This is a genomic window from Flavobacterium sp. Leaf82, assembly GCF_001422725.1.
Classification (GTDB): domain Bacteria; phylum Bacteroidota; class Bacteroidia; order Flavobacteriales; family Flavobacteriaceae; genus Flavobacterium.
In genome coordinates this window covers 1-21,780 of the sequence record NZ_LMMA01000035.1, presented here as the reverse complement: position 1 = coordinate 21,780, position 21,780 = coordinate 1, and the positions used below count along the sequence as shown (strand labels likewise).

At 35.5% G+C, this 21,780-nt stretch carries 22 protein-coding genes; 9 read left to right on the top strand and 13 right to left on the bottom strand.

Going from position 1 to position 21,780, the window contains the following annotated elements; genetic code table 11:
• Positions 1–17 precede the first annotated feature (17 nt).
• Positions 18–299, bottom strand: coding sequence for a hypothetical protein (locus tag ASF10_RS21175; protein WP_056253869.1), 282 nt, complete (start codon positions 297–299; stop codon positions 18–20).
• 295 nt (positions 300–594) lie between these two features.
• Between ASF10_RS21175 and ASF10_RS21170 the strand changes: the two genes are divergently transcribed.
• Genes ASF10_RS21170 through mobC form a run of 3 tightly spaced genes read left to right on the top strand, consistent with a single transcriptional unit; the run spans position 595 to position 4,250 of the window.
• On the top strand, positions 595–987 hold the full coding sequence (locus ASF10_RS21170; RefSeq protein WP_056253868.1) for a plasmid mobilization protein: 393 nt from the start codon (positions 595–597) through the stop codon (positions 985–987).
• Positions 972–2,240, top strand: a complete 1,269-nt coding sequence (locus tag ASF10_RS21165; protein ID WP_056253865.1) for a relaxase/mobilization nuclease domain-containing protein — start codon at positions 972–974, stop codon at positions 2,238–2,240. Before ASF10_RS21170 ends, ASF10_RS21165 begins: the two co-directional genes overlap by 16 nt.
• Before the next feature lie 18 nt (positions 2,241–2,258).
• Positions 2,259–4,250 (top strand): conjugal transfer protein MobC, encoded by a 1,992-nt coding sequence (mobC, locus tag ASF10_RS21160; protein WP_056253862.1) that lies wholly within the window; start codon positions 2,259–2,261, stop codon positions 4,248–4,250.
• A gap of 59 nt (positions 4,251–4,309) precedes the next feature.
• Here the strand turns inward: mobC and ASF10_RS21155 are convergent, their stop codons facing one another.
• On the bottom strand, positions 4,310–4,759 hold the full coding sequence (locus ASF10_RS21155; protein WP_056253860.1) for a response regulator: 450 nt from the start codon (positions 4,757–4,759) through the stop codon (positions 4,310–4,312).
• A gap of 404 nt (positions 4,760–5,163) precedes the next feature.
• Between ASF10_RS21155 and dinB the strand changes: the two genes are divergently transcribed.
• Genes dinB through ASF10_RS21140 form a run of 3 tightly spaced genes read left to right on the top strand, consistent with a single transcriptional unit; the run spans position 5,164 to position 10,083 of the window.
• Positions 5,164–6,348, top strand: a complete 1,185-nt coding sequence (gene dinB / locus ASF10_RS21150) for a DNA polymerase IV (protein ID WP_198529621.1) — start codon at positions 5,164–5,166, stop codon at positions 6,346–6,348.
• A 1-nt stretch (position 6,349) separates the two neighbouring features.
• A complete protein-coding gene (locus ASF10_RS21145) occupies positions 6,350–9,406 on the top strand; it encodes a DNA polymerase III subunit alpha (RefSeq protein WP_056253856.1) in 3,057 nt (1,018 codons plus the stop codon).
• A 56-nt stretch (positions 9,407–9,462) separates the two neighbouring features.
• Positions 9,463–10,083 carry an alpha-ketoglutarate-dependent dioxygenase AlkB family protein gene (locus ASF10_RS21140; RefSeq protein ID WP_056253854.1) on the top strand — a complete coding sequence of 207 codons (621 nt, stop codon included), beginning with the start codon at positions 9,463–9,465 and terminating at the stop codon, positions 10,081–10,083.
• A 179-nt stretch (positions 10,084–10,262) separates the two neighbouring features.
• Here the strand turns inward: ASF10_RS21140 and xseB are convergent, their stop codons facing one another.
• Together xseB and xseA are read right to left on the bottom strand one after the other, a co-directional pair.
• The gene (xseB, locus tag ASF10_RS21135; RefSeq protein WP_056253851.1) at positions 10,263–10,469 is read right to left on the bottom strand and encodes an exodeoxyribonuclease VII small subunit; all 207 of its coding nucleotides are present in this window, start codon (positions 10,467–10,469) and stop codon (positions 10,263–10,265) included.
• Entirely contained in the window at positions 10,447–11,967 is a 1,521-nt protein-coding gene (xseA, locus tag ASF10_RS21130; RefSeq protein WP_241774995.1) for an exodeoxyribonuclease VII large subunit, read from the bottom strand. Before xseA ends, xseB begins: the two co-directional genes overlap by 23 nt.
• A gap of 217 nt (positions 11,968–12,184) precedes the next feature.
• Here xseA and ASF10_RS24595 point away from each other — a divergent pair, with 217 nt between their 5' ends.
• From ASF10_RS24595 to ASF10_RS21115, 3 genes are all read left to right on the top strand, one after another.
• On the top strand, positions 12,185–12,343 hold the full coding sequence (locus tag ASF10_RS24595) for a single-stranded DNA-binding protein (RefSeq protein ID WP_241774994.1): 159 nt from the start codon (positions 12,185–12,187) through the stop codon (positions 12,341–12,343).
• A gap of 269 nt (positions 12,344–12,612) precedes the next feature.
• The gene (locus tag ASF10_RS21120) at positions 12,613–12,972 is read left to right on the top strand and encodes a hypothetical protein (RefSeq protein WP_056253845.1); all 360 of its coding nucleotides are present in this window, start codon (positions 12,613–12,615) and stop codon (positions 12,970–12,972) included.
• A gap of 200 nt (positions 12,973–13,172) precedes the next feature.
• Positions 13,173–13,601, top strand: coding sequence for a very short patch repair endonuclease (locus tag ASF10_RS21115; protein WP_056253843.1), 429 nt, complete (start codon positions 13,173–13,175; stop codon positions 13,599–13,601).
• Between the two features lie 38 nt (positions 13,602–13,639).
• Here ASF10_RS21115 and ASF10_RS21110 read toward each other — a convergent pair whose 3' ends face one another.
• The 9 genes from ASF10_RS21110 to ASF10_RS21070 form a co-directional block, all read right to left on the bottom strand.
• Positions 13,640–13,912 (bottom strand): multiprotein-bridging factor 1 family protein, encoded by a 273-nt coding sequence (locus tag ASF10_RS21110; protein ID WP_157849076.1) that lies wholly within the window; start codon positions 13,910–13,912, stop codon positions 13,640–13,642.
• 2 nt (positions 13,913–13,914) lie between these two features.
• Complete coding sequence (locus tag ASF10_RS21105; RefSeq protein ID WP_131726566.1) at positions 13,915–14,154, bottom strand: hypothetical protein; 240 nt, start codon at positions 14,152–14,154, stop codon at positions 13,915–13,917.
• 28 nt (positions 14,155–14,182) lie between these two features.
• Complete coding sequence (locus ASF10_RS21100) at positions 14,183–14,587, bottom strand: hypothetical protein (RefSeq protein WP_056253835.1); 405 nt, start codon at positions 14,585–14,587, stop codon at positions 14,183–14,185.
• Between the two features lie 228 nt (positions 14,588–14,815).
• Positions 14,816–15,946, bottom strand: a complete 1,131-nt coding sequence (locus ASF10_RS21095; protein ID WP_056253832.1) for a restriction endonuclease — start codon at positions 15,944–15,946, stop codon at positions 14,816–14,818.
• Positions 15,943–17,163 (bottom strand): DNA cytosine methyltransferase, encoded by a 1,221-nt coding sequence (locus ASF10_RS21090; RefSeq protein ID WP_198529620.1) that lies wholly within the window; start codon positions 17,161–17,163, stop codon positions 15,943–15,945. Before ASF10_RS21090 ends, ASF10_RS21095 begins: the two co-directional genes overlap by 4 nt.
• Positions 17,164–17,216: 53 nt before the next feature.
• A complete protein-coding gene (locus ASF10_RS21085; protein WP_056253828.1) occupies positions 17,217–17,615 on the bottom strand; it encodes a hypothetical protein in 399 nt (132 codons plus the stop codon).
• A 151-nt stretch (positions 17,616–17,766) separates the two neighbouring features.
• Positions 17,767–18,660, bottom strand: a complete 894-nt coding sequence (locus ASF10_RS21080; RefSeq protein ID WP_056253826.1) for a hypothetical protein — start codon at positions 18,658–18,660, stop codon at positions 17,767–17,769.
• A complete protein-coding gene (locus ASF10_RS21075) occupies positions 18,657–20,366 on the bottom strand; it encodes a hypothetical protein (RefSeq protein ID WP_056253823.1) in 1,710 nt (569 codons plus the stop codon). Before ASF10_RS21075 ends, ASF10_RS21080 begins: the two co-directional genes overlap by 4 nt.
• Before the next feature lie 6 nt (positions 20,367–20,372).
• Entirely contained in the window at positions 20,373–21,395 is a 1,023-nt protein-coding gene (locus ASF10_RS21070) for a hypothetical protein (RefSeq protein WP_056253821.1), read from the bottom strand.
• Positions 21,396–21,780: the final 385 nt, after the last annotated feature.

Here is a 21,780-nt window from a genome sequence, read left to right as displayed (position 1 = left end):
CTCTTTACTTAAGAATTTCAATCTCCTATAAAAGTCAAAAGCTTTTGATTGAGTTCCACAAGTCCAGCCTTCTGAAGACATTCTTGTGAAACATTTTTCAGTTCGAGTAGTTCCTCCTCTGCTATGCTACCCATAAGACTTCCTTCATCTTTTTCAAGCAACACTCCCCTGTCGATAAAGTGGCATAACAGCAGTACATTTTTGCGTGAAATTTTTAGATCAATCTTCACTGGCTCACTCATGCCCGGGATGCTCAATACAGTATCGAACACCTTGGCTGCATAATTCTTTGTACTCATAATTTCAGCTTTTTTAAATTAATAAATCAAAGTCTAAAGTTAGCAATGACTGACTAAAGCATCATAAGCAAAATTTACCTATGATATGATGCATTCGATTTTCCTGCATAAATTCGTCTGAATATTTGAAGGAAGTCTGAGTTTTTACATAGACTCAGTAAGATTGCCACGCCTTGCTGCAATCTGCAAGATGTCCGGTTGTATCACAACCGATATCTTGCTGCCTTTTAGCTCGAAACTCGCAGGCAGGGAAATTATAAGATATCACATGAAAGAAATATGAAAAGGATATACAATGAAAGAGCAGAAAACAAACAGAACAAAGTGGATTCATCTAAGATTAACAGACGGGGAATTTGAACTAATACAAAATCGTTTTAAAAAATCCACCTGTCCAAGACTCAGTGATTTTGCGCGGAAAAACCTGTTGCATGAGCCGGTTGTTTTGAAGTACCGAAATGAATCGCTTGATGATTTAATGGCACAGCTGATTATGCTAAAAAATCAATTAAATCCAATTGGAAACAACTTTAATCAGGCTGTAAAAAAACTACATACCTTAAATCAGATTCCCGAATTTAAACAATGGATTTTAACCTTTGAACTAGAGAAAAAAATCTTGTTTAATTCGATAAACGAGATCAAAAAACAAATGCAGATATTCTTTGAAAAATGGTTGCAGTCATAAATACAGGACATTCCATAAGAAGTATTTTCAACTATAATGAAAATAAAGTCAGTCTTGGAAAAGCAGAGTGTATCGGTGAAAGAAACTATCCAATAGATCTGGCTCGTTTGACTTTGGATGCAAAATTAAAAACGCTTCTAAAACAATTGGAATTAAACAAAAATGTGACACGGAATAGTGTACACATCTCACTTAATTTTGATCGGTCTGAAAAAGAATTAACCAATGAAAAACTCATTGAAATCGCACAGGTTTATATGCAAAAAATTGGTTTTGGTTTCCAGCCTTATTTGGTTTACAGGCATTATGACGCAGGTCACCCGCACATCCATATTGTCAGTATAAAAGTAAAGTCTGATGGGAAAAGAATTGACATGCAGAATATCGGAAAGAATCAGTCTGAGAATGCACGTCGGGAAATTGAAAAAGATTTCAATTTAATTCCTGCAGAAAGCAAAAAGATAAGTAATGATGCAAAGCAGATAACATCTGCCATTCAAAAGATACGGTACGGAGATTCAGATTCCAAAAAAGCAATTTCGGAAGTTTTAAATTATGTAATTCCGAACTATAAATTCACCACAATTGGAGAGCTTAATGCAGTTTTGAATTTATATAACATTTCGGCTGAGCGGGGTTTAGAGGGATCCAAAATGTATCAGCATAAAGGACTCATGTATCAAATTCTGGATGAGCAGAAAAGACCAGTCGGAGTACCAATTAAAGCAAGCAGTTTCTACTTGAAACCAACTTTGAAAAATCTCGAATTAAGATTTGAGGCAAATAAAAAAATGCGCTTGCCTCATATGAAAAGAATTAAAAACTGTATTGATTTTGCATTTCTAAAAAACAAAAAAATATCTCTGGAAAAGCTCGATAAGATTCTAAGAAGTGAAGGCATTAATATGGTTATGAGAAAAAATACTGAAGGTCTGTTATATGGCATCACCTATATAGATCACACTTCAAAATGCATTTTTAACGGGAGCACGCTGGGTATCTCATATGCGGCAAAAGCAATACAGGAAAGATGCGAAGATGTAGTCATAAAATCAGAGAATAAGGCTTTAAACAATTCAGAGCACAACGAATTTCAAAGTACTAAAAATGCCATATCATTTATTTCGGCAGAGCAGGTACAGAAAATAATTGACAGTATTATATCGCCGGAATATAATGGTGAATATATTCCGAAAGAATTAAAAAGCAAACGCAAAAAACGAAAAAGAAAAGGTCAGTCAGATAATCAGTAACATTAAAAAAATCTAACTATGCAGACGGGAGAAAATGAACAGGCACTTAGAAAAATTTTGGATATGACAAGGCTGATGAGCCTTTGCATTTTAGGAATCCATTTTTATTATTACGGATATGAAGCGTTTAAAAAATGGGATTTGGTAAGCAGTCTTACGAACAATATTCTGTCTAATATATATCATACTGGATTATTCAAAACTTTCAGTAAATCAAAACTGTTGGCACTCGGGCTTTTGCTCATTTCCCTTCTGGGTGCAAAAGGGAGGAAAAATGAAAAACTCAATCATAAAACGGCATTAGGTTTTATCTTTATTGGGCTTTTTATATACTTCGCATCAAGGTTTATTTTTATATTGAATTTGGAAATTGATACCAAAATGCTGGTGTATGCGACACTAGTCTGCACCGGTTATCTTTTTATTTTAAGAGGGGGCACACTGCTCTCAAGACTAATTTACCGCAAGCTGAATTCCAATGATATTTTTAATAAGGAAAATGAAACTTTTCCACAGGAAGAGAGACTCCTTGAAAATGAATATTCAGTTAACCTGCCAGCGCAGTATTACTTAAAAAACAAACTTAGAAAAAGCTGGGTTAATATCATAAATCCTTTCAGGGGCATTTTAGTGGCAGGGACACCTGGTTCTGGTAAATCCTATTTTGTCATCCGCCATATCATAACCCAGCATATACGCAAAAAGTTCAGTATGTTTATTTATGATTTTAAGTTTGATGATTTGACACTTATTGCATGGAATACATGGAAGAAATACAAGCATTTGTATGCAGTTGAGCCGAAATTTTATATTATCAATTTTGACGATCTGAACCGCTCTCATCGCTGTAATCCTCTTGATCCAAAATCCATGATTGATATAACCGATGCAGCTGAATCTGCTCGCACAATTCTCCTTGGACTCAATAGGGAGTGGATAAAAAAACAGGGAGACTTTTTTGTGGAATCCCCTATCAATTTTCTAACTGCCGTAATCTGGTATCTAAGAAAATGTAACGACGGCGAATTCTGCACTTTGCCTCATGTAATTGAGCTGATGCAGACCGATTATGACAGTCTTTTTACACTGCTGAGAACCGAAAAAGAGATCGAGGTCCTTATCAATCCTTTTGTCAGCGCTTATTTACAGGACGTTATGGAGCAATTGGAGGGACAAATCGCTTCTGCCAAAATTTCCATGGCAAGACTTTCCTCTGCACAGCTTTATTATGTACTGTCTGGAAATGATTTTACACTTGATATTAATAACCCGCTGGAGCCTAAAATAGTATGTATGGGAAACAACCCTCAGAAGGTCCAAACCTACGGAGCGGTACTGTCTTTATTTGTCAGCAGACTTATCAAACAGGTCAACCAGAAAGGCAAACTTAAAAGCAGTCTTATTTTTGATGAATTTCCAACCATCTATCTAAACAATATGGACAGCCTGATTGCTACGGCAAGAAGCAATAAAGTTAGTACTTGTCTTGGAATCCAGGACTTCAGCCAGCTTCGTAAAGATTACGGACGTGAACAGGCAGATGTAATACTTAACATCACCGGAAATATTATTAGCGGCCAGGTCACCGGAGATACAGCAAAGCAGTTATCCGAGCGTTTTGGAAAAATAATGCAGGACAGGGAAAGTCTGTCCATTAACAGTTCAGACACGTCTATCAGCAGATCAAAACAACTGGAATCAGCCGTCCCGGCATCCAAAATTTCAACCTTAAGTTCAGGTGAATTTGTCGGCATTGTGGCTGATGACCCGAACTGCAGAATTGAGCTTAAAGCATTGCACTGCGATATAATAAATGATCATCATGCTCTTAAAAAAGAACAGGATTCTTATCAGGATATTGCTCCTGTCCGCAAAATTGACAATTCCATGATACAGAGAAATTACATGCAGGTAAAACAGGATATAAGTGAACTGGTAAATTCTGAAATGGAACGCCTTCTGAATGATCCGGCTTTAGTTCATTTAGTAATTAAAAAACAAAATTCTTAAACGAAGAAAATCTAAATTTTATCGCCGTGGTAGAAAAAAAAACAAACCCTACACTGGCATCAGGCCAGAAGGAATTGTTTATCACTTTTTTTAACGCTATTCCAGTCTATTTCAAAAATTTTCTGCAGAAGATTTTTTAATCCTTCAAAGGTACTTGGTTTAACAGCATAAAAATCAGCCCCAAGCGCGTAGGATAGTTCAATATTCTCAGGATTGCTGCTGGTAGAAAGCATAATAATTTTTACTTTTTTCAAATCTCCTTTCGTGCTTCGAATTTCTTCAAGGCAGTCAAACCCATTTTTGCGTGGCATATTGATATCAAGGAAAATCATTTCAGGGAGATGTTTTACAGCTTGTGAAAGTTTATCGAGAAGTTCCATCCCGTCCTCGACAGCTGTTACAGAAGCAGGAAGATTTAAATCATGCACTGCATCGAGAAATAACATTCTGTCATCCTCATCATCGTCTGCCATATAAATCATCCTTTGTGCGTTCTGCTGTTCTAACATGATTTCTAATTTTTAATTACAGTTAAAATTGAATTTAAAACTGTAAGTGTTATTTCAAAAACATTCAGCCTATGTAAATCAAAATGATCAGTTACTTTCGTGGAACAAGTAATCTACAAATATAAATATTTTCTCTTAAAAAATCACTTTCTGAACGCTACAAAACATTAATAAGTAAAAAAAAGCTGTAATTGTATTTAAGAATATTTGTATTACAAAACGAAATTCATCAATTAGTTTAGGATGCTGTAAATTCTGAATAAAGCTTCCAGACCTCATTTTTTCAGCATTTTATAAGTAGTGAAAAATAAGAGTTTTTTAATTTTGTTATTATTTATAACACATTAAAATTAAAAATTGTTACCATCCGTACTAATTTTGTCTCGTATAAAAATGAGAGGAATATGGGAAGATCAATTGTACATATCGACATGAATACGTTTTTCGTATCCTGCGAAAGACTGACAAATTCCGAATTAAACGGAATACCGCTTATCATCGGAGGTGGTGAAAGAGGTGTTGTGGCATCATGCTCTTATGAAGCACGCCGTTTTGGAGTGCGCTCCGCCATGCCAATCCATATGGCCATGAAACTCTGTCCGCAGGCCAAAATCATGAAAGGAGACATGGAACTTTATTCCAGACTGTCTCATGATATTACCGAAATTATCCAGGAAAAAGCACCTGTGGTGGAAAAAGCAAGTATTGATGAATTTTATCTGGACATTACCGGCATGGACAAATTTCATGGGAGTTACAAGTGGACAAACGAGCTTGCCCAGACCATAATCAAAGAAACAGGCCTTCCACTCACCTTTGCGCTTTCCATCAATAAAACTGTTTCAAAAATCGGTACAGGAGAAGGCAAACAAAAACAGAACCTCGAAATACCGGAACATCTGGTACAGCAGTTCCTGAATCCTTTGTCAGTTCAAAAAATACCAATGGTGGGCGACAAAACTTTTCAATTACTGTCCCGAATCGGTATACGTAAAATCCAAACCCTTTCGGAGATGCCCTGCGAGGTACTTCAGCAGATGATTGGTAAAAACGGGTCCGAACTCTGGAAAAAAGCCAATGGCATAGATCATAATCCCGTAGAGCCTTATACCGAAAGAAAGTCCATATCTACAGAACATACATTTTCTCAGGATACAATCGATATTCCAAAACTCAAAAGGGTAATATTGGGTATGGTGGAAAAATTGGCCTTTCAGCTTCGCTCTGAAGAGTGGCTGACCTCAACGGTTACCGTTAAAATCCGTTATGCCAATTTTGATACCGAGACCAAACAGTGCCGTGTCCAGTATACCTCAGCAGATCATATCCTGACCCAGACCGTTACCGATCTCTTTGAAAAATTATACCAGCGCCGCATGAGGCTCCGTCTTATCGGGGTAAGGTTCAGTGGGCTGGTTCGCGGTACCTATCAGATCGATCTTTTTCAGGACACTGAGGAAATGCTCGCACTTTACCAGGCCATGGATAAAATGAAAAGCCGCTATGGTTTTGATGCTGTGATGCGCTGCGCCGGGGCAACGTTTAAACCCAACAATAAAAATGAAATTTTAAAACGTAAATCCCAGTAAAATGTATCTCAATTGTCATTCCTTCCACTCCCTGCGTTATGGCACTATTCCTCTTGAGGAATTAATTGCACATGCTGCTGCCTGTGGGGTTACCGCTATAGCTCTTACCGACATTAATACGGTAACGGGTATTTATGATTTTATAAAAGGATGCGATGCTGCAGGGATAAAACCTTTAGTGGGAATGGAATTTCGCTCAGAGCATGAACTTCGATATATTGGACTGGCGAAAAATGCATCAGGCCTTGCCGAAATGAATCGTTTTTTGACAAGCCATAATTATGAGAAAACTTCGCTTCCTCTCTCGGCACCTTGTTTTTCGGATGTTTTTGTAATTTATCCTCTGGAGAATGCTCCTGTCTCACTTACTGAAAACGAATTTATTGGAATCCGCCCCGAACAGCTGCCAAAACTTGTGCTGTCAGATTGGAAAAACAGGCAGGAAAAAATGGTGATTCTCCAGCCGGTTACCTTCCGTACCAAACGGGAATATAACCTGCATAAAATACTCAGGGCGATAGACCTGAACCTGATTTTATCACGGCTTTCCGCGGATGATTACTGCAAAGATTCAGAAATCATGGTTTCTCCGGAAAGATTATTGAACTGTTATGAGCAGTATCCGAATATTATTGCAAATACCCAAAAGATAATTGAGCAGTGCCATTTTGAATTTGATTTTACAACACCCAAAAACAAGAAATTTTACACCAATAGCAAGAGGGACGACATGACCCTTCTAACCTCCCTTGCAAAGCAGGGCCTTGAATGGCGTTATGGTAAAAATAATGCAGAGGCCAAATCCCGTATGTTTAAGGAACTTAAAGTAATTGATCAGCTGGAATTTAGCGGCTACTTTCTCATTACAGCGGATATCATCCGCTTTAGTAGCTCTCAGGGATTCCTTCATATTGGAAGGGGAAGCGGTGCCAACAGCATCATTGCCTATTGTTTGGGTATTACCGATATCTGTCCATTGGAACTTGATTTATATTTTGAAAGGTTCCTAAACCTGAACCGAAAAAGCCCTCCTGATTTTGATATTGACTGGAGCTGGAAGGAAAGGGATGTCATATTGGAATATATCTTTTCACGATATGGATACGATCACGTGGCTTTCTGCGGGACAAACGTCGAATTTAAATACCGTTCCATTTTCCGTGAAGTAGGAAAAGTTTTTGGGCTTCCAAAGGAAGAACTCGATGTACTGGCCAAAAACCCGATGACACTTCATGCGACCAATAAAGTAGTGAAACAGGTCCAGGAATATGGGATGCTTTTGGAAAAATATCCCAACCAGCGAAGCATGCATTCCTGCGGCATCCTGATCTCCGAAGAGCCTATTACCAATTATACGCCGCTGGAAATGCCCCCAAAAGGTTTTCCAATCGTACTCTTCGATATGCACATTGCAGAAGATATCGGTCTTGAAAAATTCGATATCTTAAGCCAGAGAGGTATCGGCCACATTGATGACAGCGTGAAGCTGATTGAGAAAAACCGTGGTATTAGGCTCAATATACGCGACACGTCTATTTCAAAAAATGAGGCCAGCTGCAATGCATTTTTGGGGATTGGTAGGACTATCGGCTGTTTTTATATAGAAAGTCCTGCCATGAGAGGACTTTTGCGCCGTCTTAAATGTGATAATTACAAAACACTTGTAGCAGCATCCTCAATTATACGTCCCGGTGTAGCGCAGTCCGGGATGATGAAGGAATATATTTTCCGTCACAACCATCCCGATAAATTCGAGTACTTCCACACTGTCTTTGAGCAGCAGCTTGGAGAAACCTATGGGATTATGGTCTATCAGGAAGACGTGATCAAAATTGCCCTTCATTACGGAGGACTGCCGGCAGAAGATGGGGATATCCTTCGCCGTGCCATGTCAGGAAAAGGACGTTCCAAAGCCGCATTGCAAAAGGTAAAGGATAATTTCTTTCTATCGTGTGCCGCTCAAGGGCATCCTCTAAAACTCAGCGAGGAAATATACCGTCAAATAGAATCCTTTGCCGGATATTCGTTCTGCAAAGCACACTCTGCCTCCTATGCCGTTGAAAGCTATCAGAGCCTTTATTTGAAAGTGCATTACCCTGTTGAGTTCATGGTGGCAGTGATCAACAATCAGGGCGGTTTTTATCGTACAGAGGTTTACGTGCATGAAGCAAGAATGTCAGGGGCTGTCATTCACAATCCGTGCGTGAACAAAAGCGAGTTTGAAACTACCCTTTACGGCTCAGATGTTTACCTGGGTTTTATGCACCTGCAGAGCCTGGAATCAAAAATAGCCCTGCACATACAGAGCGAACGGGAGAATAATGGGGAATATAAATCACTGGAAGATTTTATCAACCGTATTCCAATAGGCATTGAGGGAATACAGATTTTAATCTTTATCGGTGCATTTAGTTTTACAGGTAAAACAAAAAATCAGTTGCTGGTCATAGCCCGCCTTATACTGGTGAATTTTAAACCTGAGAACAGAAACCTGATGCTGATTCAGCAGCCTGTCAAGGAATACGAACTTCCGAAACTGGAACGTTCCGAATTTGAAGATGCCTTTGACGAAATTGAGCTTTTGAGCTTCCCTGTTTCCTGTTCCCCTTTTGATCTGCTGCAGACCAAATTCCGCGGCGATGTAATGGCAAAAGACCTTTTGAAACACCATAAAAAAACAGTACGTATGCTGGCCTATTTGATATCCAGAAAACATGTGCCTACCAAAATGGGCGCTATGTATTTCGGCACCTGGATCGATGCAGAAGGTGAGATGTTCGATACGGCACATTTTACTGATAGTCTGGCAAAATATCCATTTCAGGGAGGCGGATGTTATCTCCTGCTGGGTAATGTTGAAGTAGATTATCACTTTCCAACTATTACTGTTACCAAAATGGCCAAGATGCCTTTTATTGCCGATCCTCGGTATTCGAACTCCGATGACAGGCAGTTTAAAGTTCATGGGCAGATTCGCGAAGATGTCAGCATGACCGACCGACAGCCTTATCCCCAAGAACATGAAATCAACCTGCCAAGGCTCAAAATGGGCAATTAGGAAAGTCTTTTTTTGCCTTTTGGTTTATAAATTTTGTTTAATTAAAACTTACCAAAATGATGCTTTTTGATGACACCGAAATTTTTTCATCAGGCAGAGGCGGCAAAAGAATATTTGACGTCCCTGATGCTGATCTTCTGCTGATTGATAATTTTTTCAGTAAGGAAGAATCCGATTATTATTATAATGTTTTATATCATGGTACGCGATGGAGGGAATATGAAATGCCGATGTACGACAAAGTCGTTACGGCTCCCAGAATGATTTCATGGTATGGACAGACCAGCAGGCCCGAGCGAAAATCAGATCCCAACTGGCCAATAGAACTGCTTCAAATCAGGGAGCGTATAGAAAAAGAAACCCAAATTACTTTTAATGCTGTACTGCTTAATCTTTACAGGGATGGCAGCGACGGTGTGGGATGGCACAGCGACAAAACCTCCAGCAGCAACAAGAATATGAACATAGCCTCAGTGACTTTCGGGGAGACACGTTTGTTTCGTCTGCGTCACAAAACCCTAAAACATATTCCGCCAATAGAAATTCCCCTGCATCACGGGACGTTTTTACTGATGGCAGGCAGCACTAACACCTATTGGGAACATCAGGTTCCCAAAACAGCCCGGGACGTACTTCCAAGGATTAACCTTACCTTTCGGCAGGTAAAAGAAGCATAACAGATCTTGCTGTCTTTTAGAGTTTTAAAGACATAAGAAATTCCCACGGGTGTAATGGGGACTTTATAAAGTAAGAGTCATATATAATTGAATATTAAAATTTGTTCTTTAAATATTCCTGTTTAATCGGGTTATATAGCTGCAAATGGAGGGAATTTATTTGTAGTATATCCCTTTTATCAGTTCTCAGGGTTTTCCATCCTGCTAATAATCTTGTTTACTTCTTCCTCTGCATTTTTAAGCTTAGCCTGGCAGAACTCAATAAGCTCTGATGCTCTTTTCACCTTTGAAGCCAGTTCGTCTACCGAGATTGTTTCACTTTCTATTTCTTTTGAAATGGCTGTCAGCTCTGCCAGGGCCGCCTCATAGGTCAGTTTCTCTTCCATCGTATTGTATTTTTTCTTTAACGGTGCTTTTTAGTTTTGCGTCTTTAAGTATTACTTCTATCTCCTGCCCGGCTTCTATATTCTTGGCATTGCTGATGATTTTTTGATTGACTTTCACAATCGCGTATCCTTTGCGAAGGATATTCTGAGGGGACATCATCGTGATACTTTTCTGGTGGTGTTCCAGCGTAAGTTTCTCCCGGCGAAGATACTCGTTTGTAGAATTCCTTATAGTGTTTTTTATATGTACTATATCATTTTTCCTCTGCTGGAACAGCAATTTGGGACTCTGTACCACTTGATGTGCAGTTAAAATGAGCCTTTTTTGATGTCCATACAAAACAGCTCTTGAACTGCTGATAATTCGCTGGTTGGTTCGCGTCAGCTCTTCTCCGTGCAGTTGCACAAGTTCCTTAACATTACGGGAAACGGCATTTTTGATTTCGTTTAGTTCCTTGTAATAGCCATGAAAAAGCTGCTGTGATTTTATTAAAATATTTTGCTGTAACGATAGAATATGCTGCTCAAAACTTCGGTTATGGGCAATAATAAACTCTGCCGCCTTGGTTGGTGTTTTGGTATGGGTATGGGCCATCAGGTCGGTTATGCTGACATTTTTCTGGTGTCCTATACCGGTTATGACCGGAATGGGAAACTTGGCCACTGCCCTTCCGATATTATAGTTGTCAAAAATAAGAAAATCAGACTGTGAGCCCCCTCCCCTGTTAATGACAACAGCGTCATATGGTATTCCAGTACTATAGATTTCAATGAGCTTATTTAAGAATAGTTTGGCGTTGTTATCTCCCTGCACAACGGTATAATAATCATCTATCTGGAAAACATACCCAAAATCATTATGCTGCATCGTGTGGCGAAAATCTTCATTCCCTGCAGAACTGCTCGAAGAAATTACAGCCACTCTCTGAATTACTGCCGGAAGTTTAAGCCGGCTGTTAAACGTCGAGTAACCATCCCCCACTTTCTGGATATAATCATTTTCCTTTACCAGACGCTCAAGGGTGGCATTTCGCTGCTGCTCTAAGATACCCAGCATAAAATTGCTGTCGATATCCAGAACGCTCACAGACAAACCGTATAAGGGGTGATAATCCACACTCACCTGTACAAGAACATGCAGGTTGTTGGTAAAGGTCTGTCCTGTATTTTTTTCAAATTCCTCAATACGAACGGCTCCCCCTCCCCATGATTTGCCCATCATCTTGGCTGTTATCGCATTGCCGTTCTGCGCTTTCTCGACCAGCTCAAAATAATGGATCTTTTTATCTGCCTTATAGGAATGATTGGTGATATCGGCCAGTACCCAGAAACGCTGCGAGGCAAAACGTGCACTGATCGTATCATGGATCATGTCATTAAGCGCTGAGAGTCTGATATAGTGATGCGGTTCCATTGATTGGGATTTCTTGTGTTTAGCTAAGGTACTACTATTAGCTGAAAATCTCAAAAGGCTTAAAAAGTATAGTCTGATTTTCATTCAAAACGGGTTAAAAGGGCAGCTAAAGTAGTGCCCGCCGTCACCTGCATGCGCATAACGGCTCTCGCCGCCCTTCGGGACTTATAGCACTCCGGCTTCCTTATCCGGACACTTTACTTGTGCTTTCTTTTTTCCCGTTTTTTCTTTTGAAAAAATTCATTTGGCGCAAACGGTGGAAGAGAACTTAAAATTAAGTATTCACTAAGAATTAAATGTCATGGAAATTACAGGACGAATTGTAAAAGATGCCTCAGTTTTTAAACTAAAAGAAAACCGTGAGGTTGTAAACTTTACCATAGCTGTCAACGACAGCTATAAACCCAAAGACAGCACAGAGCTGAAAAAAATTACTACCTACATCAACTGCTCTTATTAGGTTTCTTCCAAATCAGCAAAATGGCTTAAAAAAGGCGCACTTGTAGAACTTTTCGGTCGCATTGGTCTGAATGTATATATCGGCAGTGATTCCGAGGCGCACGGTGCTCTGACCTTTCATACCAGCCATATTAAAATCCTTGCATTTGCCAAAGACAGGGAACAGACCCCTGAGATAAGTAAAGGCGCTAAAGCAAGTTCCGAAAAAGAACCTGACGACCTCCCTTTCTAATATCCCGATAAACAATGTATAAGCCTAAGAAATGAGTTATGAAAGCCTTGGAAAAATCAATGTACAAACAGTATGAAGTATGCTCTGCATTCAATAAAATAATCCTGTCCGATTTAGGATCGTATGATGGAAAGAAAAAAGAACAGCTCAAATCCTTTTTGGAGGATTTGCAGAATGGCGGGTGCATGAGCGGTATGATCTGCGAATTTATTTACCACGTGGACTGTAAAAAATTCTATATCGAAAATCTTGATGATTTGGAAAACATCCGCGAAGAAATCGAGGATTCACTTGGCGAGCCTGTAAAAAATACGCATCGTCTTCCCCACTACACTTTTATGTGTTGGCTCTGTTTTGAAGAATACTGTTTTGACATCTACAGAAACAGTTTTGAATAGCATTTTCAATCTTAAATCATTTTATTACATAAATATTACAAGCAACCAGACCTATCTATGTTAATTCTAGTCTTATAAACGGAAAGAACAAAAATTTCTATTAAAATCATATTATAGAAAAACCTTCTCAATATGTACTTCTTTTAATTGGAGTTTATAAGTCTAAATCGTAAATTTAGTATGTTTTTAAAATCTTTCAAATGGACAAGTTCTCTAAAGAGGTAAGAAGTAAAATTATGCGAGCTATCAAAAGCAAGAATACTAAGGAAGAGATCCTTCTTGCCAAAGCTTTGTGGCATGAGGGCTATCGCTATAGAAAAAACAATAGGTCAATTTACGGAAAACCTGACTTGACTTTCACAAAATATAAGATAGCAATATTTGTTGATGGCGAGTTCTTTCATGGGTTTAATTGGGAGGAAAAAAAATATCAAATAAAGTCTAATCTGGAATATTGGATTCCCAAAATTGAACGTAATATATCAAGGGACAAAAAAGTCAATCAATATCTTATTGAAAACGGATGGAAAGTAATTAGATTTTGGAGTAATTTTGTAAAAAAAAATTTGCAAGATTGCATATTAATAATTGAAAAGGCAATAATAGATTCTAAAAATGAAAAGCTATAATAAATTAGGTTTAACAAATAAATTTAAACTAAATGTTATCAATAACTCTCATCATTAAATGGCGATATTGTTATGTTGAAATCCAAAAACCATGAAAATTTTGAAAGATAATCTATACTGAAATTAAACTTACCATTTTCAATTTTAGAGATAGTAGTCCTGCTTATTTTCATCATGTGGGCTAAATGCTCCTGACTATATCCTTTTTTTTCACGAATCTTTCTAATCTCATCACCTATTGTTGAGCGACAATCATGGACATGAATTTTAAACTTAGGATTAATAACCTCAGTACTTTTATCATTCATCATAATCATGCTTCTATAATTTGTCTTGATATGATTTCAATAGCCTCCACTCTGCTAACAATATTACCAAATTCTCTTAGGGAATCTTCATCCTTATATACACCATTGCGATCATTCCAACAAAGCCATTCTACCAAATCTAACCTAGACCAAGAATTTAATTCAGCTTCTAATGCATCACCGCGTAATTCCATGAGCTTGTAGTATGGATGTTTCAATTTGTCTTCATTTATCATTTTTCTCATGTTGAAAGTTTAAATTGATAATTAATATTTATTCCTGATCAATAAATAACGTTCCAATGTGTTCAATGCCATTATTATCAATAACGGTAACCAAAACATTTGTTTCTACACCTCTTTCCACAACGGATAGGCTTAATTCTGCTTTTTGTTCACTGACTTTAATTACTCTTCCTTGGATTTGTGAATAGTCCGCTTTATTTATGGTTACTTTATGCCCTATCAAATCACTATTATCCACTTGAGTTACTTCCAAATCTATTAATTTTATCATATTCACGGGAGCAAACTTCAGTCCTGTATTAAGCGCCTGAACTTTTGCTCTAGATCTTTCACCATCTTCAATAATCTCCAAAACCACATATAACTGGCTAGGATCTTCATGATCTAACGGAGTATGAAATTTCACAATCTGTCCTTCCTTACTTGGTTTCATAGAGTCTGATTTTTATGTTTAATTATTCTTATATTATACCCTACAAATTTAATTATAAAAATTGACATGTGCAATATATTGAACACCCCAAAGGCATTTATTCAAAGCTAACATTCAGCCATTTGAAAAGATGAAAGAAAAAAATCTTTATATAATTTGAAAATGATCTGTAGATTCTCTAATAAATTAATAATGTATAATCATCATCCTTGAAACTAACAAAAACGTTTAAATCCTAAATTCAGAATACGAATTTGTTTTCATTATATCTATCTTGAAATTATCATTTTCGTCTTTTGTAATTATGACACTATCAAAACCTAATGCATCAAGCTTTTCTATTGTTGCCAACTCACCTTCTTTTAGTTCCAAAACTCTACGCAGTAACCAATCTGACAACGCTTTATTAGGATTTGTCATTAAAGCTTTTGAATTTTCTTGACAAACTTTTGCATTAAAAATTTCACCAGTCGGAATTTGCAAACTAAATTCATGGTCACGTTTTGGGAAAAAATTTGGATACTTTTGGTGTAATTCCGCAGGTATTGGTATGTAAATTTCTCCAAAATCTCTCTTCCGTCCATTGGCATTCCATTGATTTAGACCACTTCTTTCAAAAATAAATCTTTCTCCTTTATTTATGCCGTAAAGTGGTAAAATCACATAATTTTCACCCTTTACAAGTCTGTCAGTTGCAGATTTTAAATCTTTATTCTCTTCAAATAACTCAAGTAACAATGAGTAAGGATCTTCAATGATATCAACTTGTAACCGGAATACATTTTGAGGAATTATAAACTTTCTATAAAGCGTACTTTTAGAATAATTGAAAGAATATAAATTTATTCCATCTTCGAATTGTAAACCAGCTTTATTTTCTTTAATGGAATGAATATTAGCAATATCTATTGCATTGTAATCTGTCTCGTACAACAATAATTCTTTTTCTTTTCGAGCAACAATATGATATAATGAACTTTCAATATTATAAATACGATTTGCTAGATCTATTCTATCATTTCTAAATTCTCCAAGTTTCAAAGCAAGATCTTTTCCTTTAAAATCTTTTAAAGTTCTTGATAATGAATTAAATTCTGCAACCTTTTCTGTGCTTGAATTACCATTGCAAACAAACGTTTTTAATCCAATCCCGACAGAATTATAATTCGCATCAAAAGCCGTATCTGAACGAGAGAGATTTCCAGCTTGAAAGCTTCTGCAAAAAATATTTTCAGCAACACGATAATTTATAAAAGGCACAGCACTTTCACTAAACAATCCAGAAAGTTTTGAAACAGCAGAAAGCAACTTTAAATAGTTTCCATTTTGTTGTGTATCTATTTCTGCGAACGACTTCATAAAACGCTTAAAATTTCCCTACTAATTCTCTCAATCAAAGTTGTAGTTACAGAATTACCTGCTTGCATATACAATTTGCTATTTGCCAAGTTCGGCAATATATAAGTTTCGGGATAACCTTGAAATAAGAAACATTCCTTTGGAGTTAGTTTTCTAATTCCAAAATCGTCTTTTATAAGTGGAACATTATGCCCTCCTGTACCCATATTTGCAGTCAGAGTTGGGCAAACATTACTTTTGTTTTCCCTTGCATAGACTCTACGCCATTGATATACTGTGTCTTTTGAAATCATTGCTTTTTCAAGTTCCGGAAAATAACGGTGATCCTTGTTATAATATAAATTATCTGCTTGTTTTCCTTTTTCAAGAATATCGTGAATTGTTTTTGTTAATTTAATTTCTTCTGGAAATTTAAAATTCTCAAAGTTTTTTACCTGATGAGGATCAAAAGCCACTATAAAAATCCTTTCACGATTTTGAGGAACATTTGCATGGGTCATTGAATTTAAGATCTTTGTAAAAACTTTGTAACCTAGTTTTTGCTCCAGAACGTCGATAATAGTTTTAAAGGTATTTCCCTTATCGTGAGAAACTAGATTCTTAACATTTTCTAAAAAAACTACTTTTGGCTTATGTTTGAGCACAATTTGCTCAATATCAAAAAATAATGTTCCTCTTGTGTCAGCAAAACCTTTCTGATTTCCTGCTATGGAAAAAGCTTGACAAGGAAAACCCGCACATAAAATATCAAATTCCTGTGGTATATAATCCTTAACTAGTTGATTTGTTATATCCCCAAAAGGAACTTCTCCAAAATTCTTTCTATAAGTCTTCTGAGCACTTAACTCCCATTCACTAGTAAAAACACATTTTCCTCCGACATTTTGCATTGCTAACCTAAACCCTCCGATTCCTGCAAAAAGATCGATAAACTTAAAAGTATATTTTTCGGGTGTTGGAAATGGTACATTTTCAACTTCAGACAGCAACTGTTGCAAAGCATCTTCTGTCACTAAATTAACGTTTTCTGTAGACTGTTTATATTTAACAAAATTATTTAAAACTTTTACTGCATCTTTCTTATAGTGTCCAGCAATCCCATTTCTATAATTATGCAAATAGTGTGTTATTAGAGCTTGGTCAAAAGGTTCGACTAATTTTGTTGGATAATTTTTAGTATCAAATTCTTCAATACTTATTTTTTCTGCTACCATCATCGTTTTCTCTTAATTAAAGGTGCAATTTATAAATAAAAAATCGAAAAATAGAATTATAATTTAGTCAAGAGAATTTCTGTGGGACTTATAAATTCAACATTAATTTGCATACCAACTTGCGCCTTAATATGCACAAACCAAGTACCAAGTAGCTTTAGGTTTCCATTCCCGTGCAAGTTTTTAGCATATATATCGCCTCTTTTTGAACTACCTGATGCTTTTAACTCTAGATCTTTTAAAAAGCCATCGTTAGTACTAAATTTATAGATATTGCTGTGACCTAAACGTAACCCGTCCTTATTTGTAATATTAAATAACTTAGCATACTTGATAGGTATTGGAATAAAACCTTCGTTTCTAATTTTTGGTCTTGACGAAGTATATCTCAAAAGCCCCCATCTAAAATGAGTATTCTTCAAAGTTGCAATATAAGAGTTTCCTGTGGTTGGCATATTTTTATTTTAAATTAGTTAATACTTATTCATTGATGGAGACTTATCCAAATTATTACAAACCTTTTTTTTTGGAAAATTAAATAAATTCTAAAAAAATATAATGAATCCCCTACGATCCCATATTACCAAAACTTTTGTAAATAGTAATCTATTTTATATAAAAATCTCCCGCAATTAAATCATTATCAATACCTGAACTATATTCGCTGTGAAAATCCTTAACTGGTACGTAAGCCAATGCAATTGCGCCATCAGATGACATATAAGCATTATAAACACTTAGGGATGAAATTTTAGGTCCTTGAGAATCTATGACAACATTATATTTATCTTTCAATTCATTATACTTAAATGTCAGGAGTTCACTTGAACTTTCCACATTATAGCTATCAATAGATAGAATTTCGATATCGCCACCATGATTTTGTATATAATCATTAAAATTATTATTACGCTGTAAATTTTCAAATTGAGCTCCCATTTGGGCAAATATCAAAACTTTATGAGGTTCATAAAATGCTATTATTTGATCCAATCTGGAAAGATCAAAACCACTAATTATAAATAAAGCCAAATCCTTATGAAGATCAATAAGACCAGAATGTTTAAAAAGCAGTCTTGGATTCTTGTGATTCCTTGTAAGCCATGTATCGCTATATTTCAAAGGCTTGAAATAAGCATAGGAAATATAGGAAGATGTTCGCTTTAAAAAGAAAAATAAAGTCCAGATCGTGTCTCTTGGGATGGTAGTAATATTCAGAAGATAATTTTCATCGGTGGGAATAAAGAAAGTTTCTAATATAGTCCAATTATTAATAGAATCCCCGTATTGCAAATCAATACTTTTTAATTCAATATCTCTATCTGTTGCCAACGAAATAGTTTTATCGTAATTCACCTGCATATCTTTCATTGAAAAATAGTCCTGAAAGCATATTAAGATGATTTTATCAATATTATAATTTTCCAAAATAGTGACATTACTACTGAAATATCTCTCTTCCCATCCTAATACGGTAATTAAAGTTTTATTTATTGTCATAAGTCAAGAATTAATTGATCTGGAGATTCATTAGGATCTTCGTTGAAGAAAGGAATTGGTTTGTTTTTATAGGCAGCAGCCAGAAAGTCTGAAGCAGTTATTGAAAAATATGAATACTGCCCGTGGGGATCTAATCCATGAGTAGGAAGTAATAGTCTATTTGGCACATACAGATACTGCTTATTGCCCGTAGATTTATTATTAGCTAATCTTCTATATAACAATGTACTTCGGAGACACACCTCTAATATTCTTTTTACTTCTTCATCAAGTTCCTCATTGCTATTAGTAATAACAAAATTTAAAGCCCTTGGTTCAGAAATAGTTTCGTCCTTAAGACGTTTTTTTAAATAAGAGATTAAATTGTCAAAAAGGTTATTAATAGCATTTGCAAGTTCCGTTGAGCAATTATCAATTTCAGAATCTATACTTTTAAGTTTTTGCCAAAATCCTTCACTTGTTTTCTTTATTATATCTGCCTGTGTAGAACTTCTAATCAGCTTTACATTTTGGTCTACACTGTTGGAAATCTCTTTCTCAAACATATAGTATAACGGACTTAACAAATTTCTAATTACGCCTGTAGAAATGTCAATAATTGTATCTATTCCAGAATATTGAGGCAGGTTTTCTCCTGCATTTCTTCTAAAAGAGATAGCTCTTCCATACTTAGTAACATAATCTGCAACCTGTGTACCAGTAGGGTTCGGATATTTAATTTTTGCTTGTACAGATGCTAGTTCTTTCCCTTTAATTAAATTTTCTTCAAATTTTGCACTAATTGGAAGAAATTTATCAACTGAAACATTTATACCTGAAATTTTTAATCTATTATTTATAACTTCTTTAGCAAATTTAGCAAATTCAGAATCTTTACTGTATAAGCTTTTAGTAAGATCAATTTTAATAAAATCATGACCTTCTAATATAACTCCTCCGGCGGATGTTAGTAAAAATAACTTTATATCTGCAGTAGCGATTTTGAAAGAAAACAATTTATTATCCCTATATGAAATCCATGAATTAATTATTTCTTTATGGATTTGACTCAAATCTTGCATGTCATCAAATAACAATGAAAAATGCGCATTTTTAAGCTTATCGATCTTTCGTAACTGTTCCAGTACAGGTATTACAGTATTATTAAAAGAAAAAGAAAAATTTATAAAACTTTCGAAGTCATCTCCATTCAATTTCTTTTGACTGTTCAACGATTCTCTACTCGTGTAAAGTTTTAATTTTTCAAATATATTATCTCCGACGCAAAATTCACAGTCTAAAATAAATTCAAGATTCTGAATAATCTGTAACTCTACCGATCTGTCAATCTCCAGATATTCGTATGTATTCAGGAAGGTTTCACATAAACTTGTAATAATATTGATACATAAAAAATGTTCTACAACAATATACTTTTTACTTTCTTTAGAATATAATAAATATTCTTTTTTATTAAATAAAGCATTTTTACAAGGAATATGAATTCCTATTACAGAAAATTTGTTTTCGTTTTGAGAATTTTTTATTTGAACTGGAAATGAATAATACATTAATGTCGAGGTCTTACCACTACCTCGCACACCTATGAGAATAATATTTCTTGTTGATTCTAGAAATCTCGTGTAGGTATGATCTTTAATATAATATTGTAAAAACTCATCCACATCCATAGTATTAGGACGATCAAAAATAAAAGGATTTTTCATAGCAGATTATTTTATGATTAATGATGAGATTAATTTTTCTATTTCGTAGTCATCGTCTTTTTTCACTATCAATTTTTCTGCTGACTCTATTATATCTTCTTTCACTTCGCCCGGAATTGGATATAGGTCTTCAAAAACAATCTTTTTAAGATCAAGATCTATAGGTATTCCATCTCTTGTAAAATTGTATACAATTGACACATATTTGAATGCTTTTAATACGGATGAATAATTTTTAGTATATCTTCTTTCTTCATCAAGCTTGTAAGCTCTTCTATAAGTGAACTTTAATAATTCCTTTAAATTTTCCCTTTCTTCTTCTCCAAATTCATTAGATATATCAATATCATAAGTGATAGAAATACGTCCCATGTTACGATCGGGCGCAATACTCGTAATCTCAGCATACTGATGATAAATCGAACTCTCCGCAGAATAATTTCCTGTGTCAATTAAAAAAGTACATGTCCTTTGCTTTCCCTCTGCTAATTCGTCAGCGAATCTTAAAATTGCAGCGAGTTCAAGTAATCTTATTGGGATTGAATCTATATTTTCATCCCCATTGCTTAAATCTCTAAGCGTATCCTTACTCCCCGCTTTGTTAGTTCCCGCATGTGCGCTTGCCCCTCTTAGTATTATTCTTCTCTCCGCCCTGTAATTAATATGGGGTCGATATTTATTATAAACTTCTGCTATCTTCGCTTGAGCTTCATGTCCAATTCTACCAAAAATGTTGCCTACATCATGAAAAAGAATCATCAATGCTAAACAATAAATTTCATATTCATGAAACTTGTTGAATTCTTCGGGACCAATGATCATGTAAGCTTTATCTAAAACATCGCGAATATGTCTGTCACTATGATCTGAAAGATCAGGTTCGGTACCTTTAATTTCTGAAAAAAAATTATCAGTTAACATGGCATTTCTAATAGACTCGAAATCTACAATCAAATGATTTAAGCCATTGCCACGTTCTCTAATAATTCTTTGCATCTCCTTTTCAAATGTTGTATTAATCCACTCCATTAAAATTGCACTAAAAGGTTTATCTGGTTAAAATTACTCATAAAGCAAACATAATATAATTGGAGTTGTTATCCCGTTAAATTGTAAATTATCTTTTGATTTAATATTGTAATTAATTATAACATAAGAATTTAATTGCTACTACCATTTGACTAACAATACGTTCCCGTAGTAAAAGCATGTTGCAAAAAAATAAAAGCGAAAGTTTATATAGATTTCTAACATAGGAAAACTTCAACAATACAAAGATCTTATTGCAATATGGTTTTCCGTAATTGTTTTCAATTGTTTTTTTGTACGTTTATATAATTTATGAAGTTTAAATTTACCTAATTAAATAACAGTGTAGTTATAATTACAAAAACTACTTTATTAAAATTAATCT

Coding starts and splice junctions, on each gene's coding strand:
- ASF10_RS21175 (WP_056253869.1), bottom strand. CDS start 299: ATGAGTACAAAGAATTATGCAGCCAAGGTGTTCGATACTGTATTGAGC.
- ASF10_RS21170 (WP_056253868.1), top strand. CDS start 595: ATGAAAGAGCAGAAAACAAACAGAACAAAGTGGATTCATCTAAGATTA.
- ASF10_RS21165 (WP_056253865.1), top strand. CDS start 972: ATGGTTGCAGTCATAAATACAGGACATTCCATAAGAAGTATTTTCAAC.
- mobC (WP_056253862.1), top strand. CDS start 2,259: ATGCAGACGGGAGAAAATGAACAGGCACTTAGAAAAATTTTGGATATG.
- ASF10_RS21155 (WP_056253860.1), bottom strand. CDS start 4,759: ATGTTAGAACAGCAGAACGCACAAAGGATGATTTATATGGCAGACGAT.
- dinB (WP_198529621.1), top strand. CDS start 5,164: ATGGGAAGATCAATTGTACATATCGACATGAATACGTTTTTCGTATCC.
- ASF10_RS21145 (WP_056253856.1), top strand. CDS start 6,350: ATGTATCTCAATTGTCATTCCTTCCACTCCCTGCGTTATGGCACTATT.
- ASF10_RS21140 (WP_056253854.1), top strand. CDS start 9,463: ATGATGCTTTTTGATGACACCGAAATTTTTTCATCAGGCAGAGGCGGC.
- xseB (WP_056253851.1), bottom strand. CDS start 10,469: ATGGAAGAGAAACTGACCTATGAGGCGGCCCTGGCAGAGCTGACAGCC.
- xseA (WP_241774995.1), bottom strand. CDS start 11,967: ATGAAAATCAGACTATACTTTTTAAGCCTTTTGAGATTTTCAGCTAAT.
- ASF10_RS24595 (WP_241774994.1), top strand. CDS start 12,185: ATGGAAATTACAGGACGAATTGTAAAAGATGCCTCAGTTTTTAAACTA.
- ASF10_RS21120 (WP_056253845.1), top strand. CDS start 12,613: ATGAAAGCCTTGGAAAAATCAATGTACAAACAGTATGAAGTATGCTCT.
- ASF10_RS21115 (WP_056253843.1), top strand. CDS start 13,173: ATGGACAAGTTCTCTAAAGAGGTAAGAAGTAAAATTATGCGAGCTATC.
- ASF10_RS21110 (WP_157849076.1), bottom strand. CDS start 13,912: ATGATGAATGATAAAAGTACTGAGGTTATTAATCCTAAGTTTAAAATT.
- ASF10_RS21105 (WP_131726566.1), bottom strand. CDS start 14,154: ATGAGAAAAATGATAAATGAAGACAAATTGAAACATCCATACTACAAG.
- ASF10_RS21100 (WP_056253835.1), bottom strand. CDS start 14,587: ATGAAACCAAGTAAGGAAGGACAGATTGTGAAATTTCATACTCCGTTA.
- ASF10_RS21095 (WP_056253832.1), bottom strand. CDS start 15,946: ATGAAGTCGTTCGCAGAAATAGATACACAACAAAATGGAAACTATTTA.
- ASF10_RS21090 (WP_198529620.1), bottom strand. CDS start 17,163: ATGATGGTAGCAGAAAAAATAAGTATTGAAGAATTTGATACTAAAAAT.
- ASF10_RS21085 (WP_056253828.1), bottom strand. CDS start 17,615: ATGCCAACCACAGGAAACTCTTATATTGCAACTTTGAAGAATACTCAT.
- ASF10_RS21080 (WP_056253826.1), bottom strand. CDS start 18,660: ATGACAATAAATAAAACTTTAATTACCGTATTAGGATGGGAAGAGAGA.
- ASF10_RS21075 (WP_056253823.1), bottom strand. CDS start 20,366: ATGAAAAATCCTTTTATTTTTGATCGTCCTAATACTATGGATGTGGAT.
- ASF10_RS21070 (WP_056253821.1), bottom strand. CDS start 21,395: ATGGAGTGGATTAATACAACATTTGAAAAGGAGATGCAAAGAATTATT.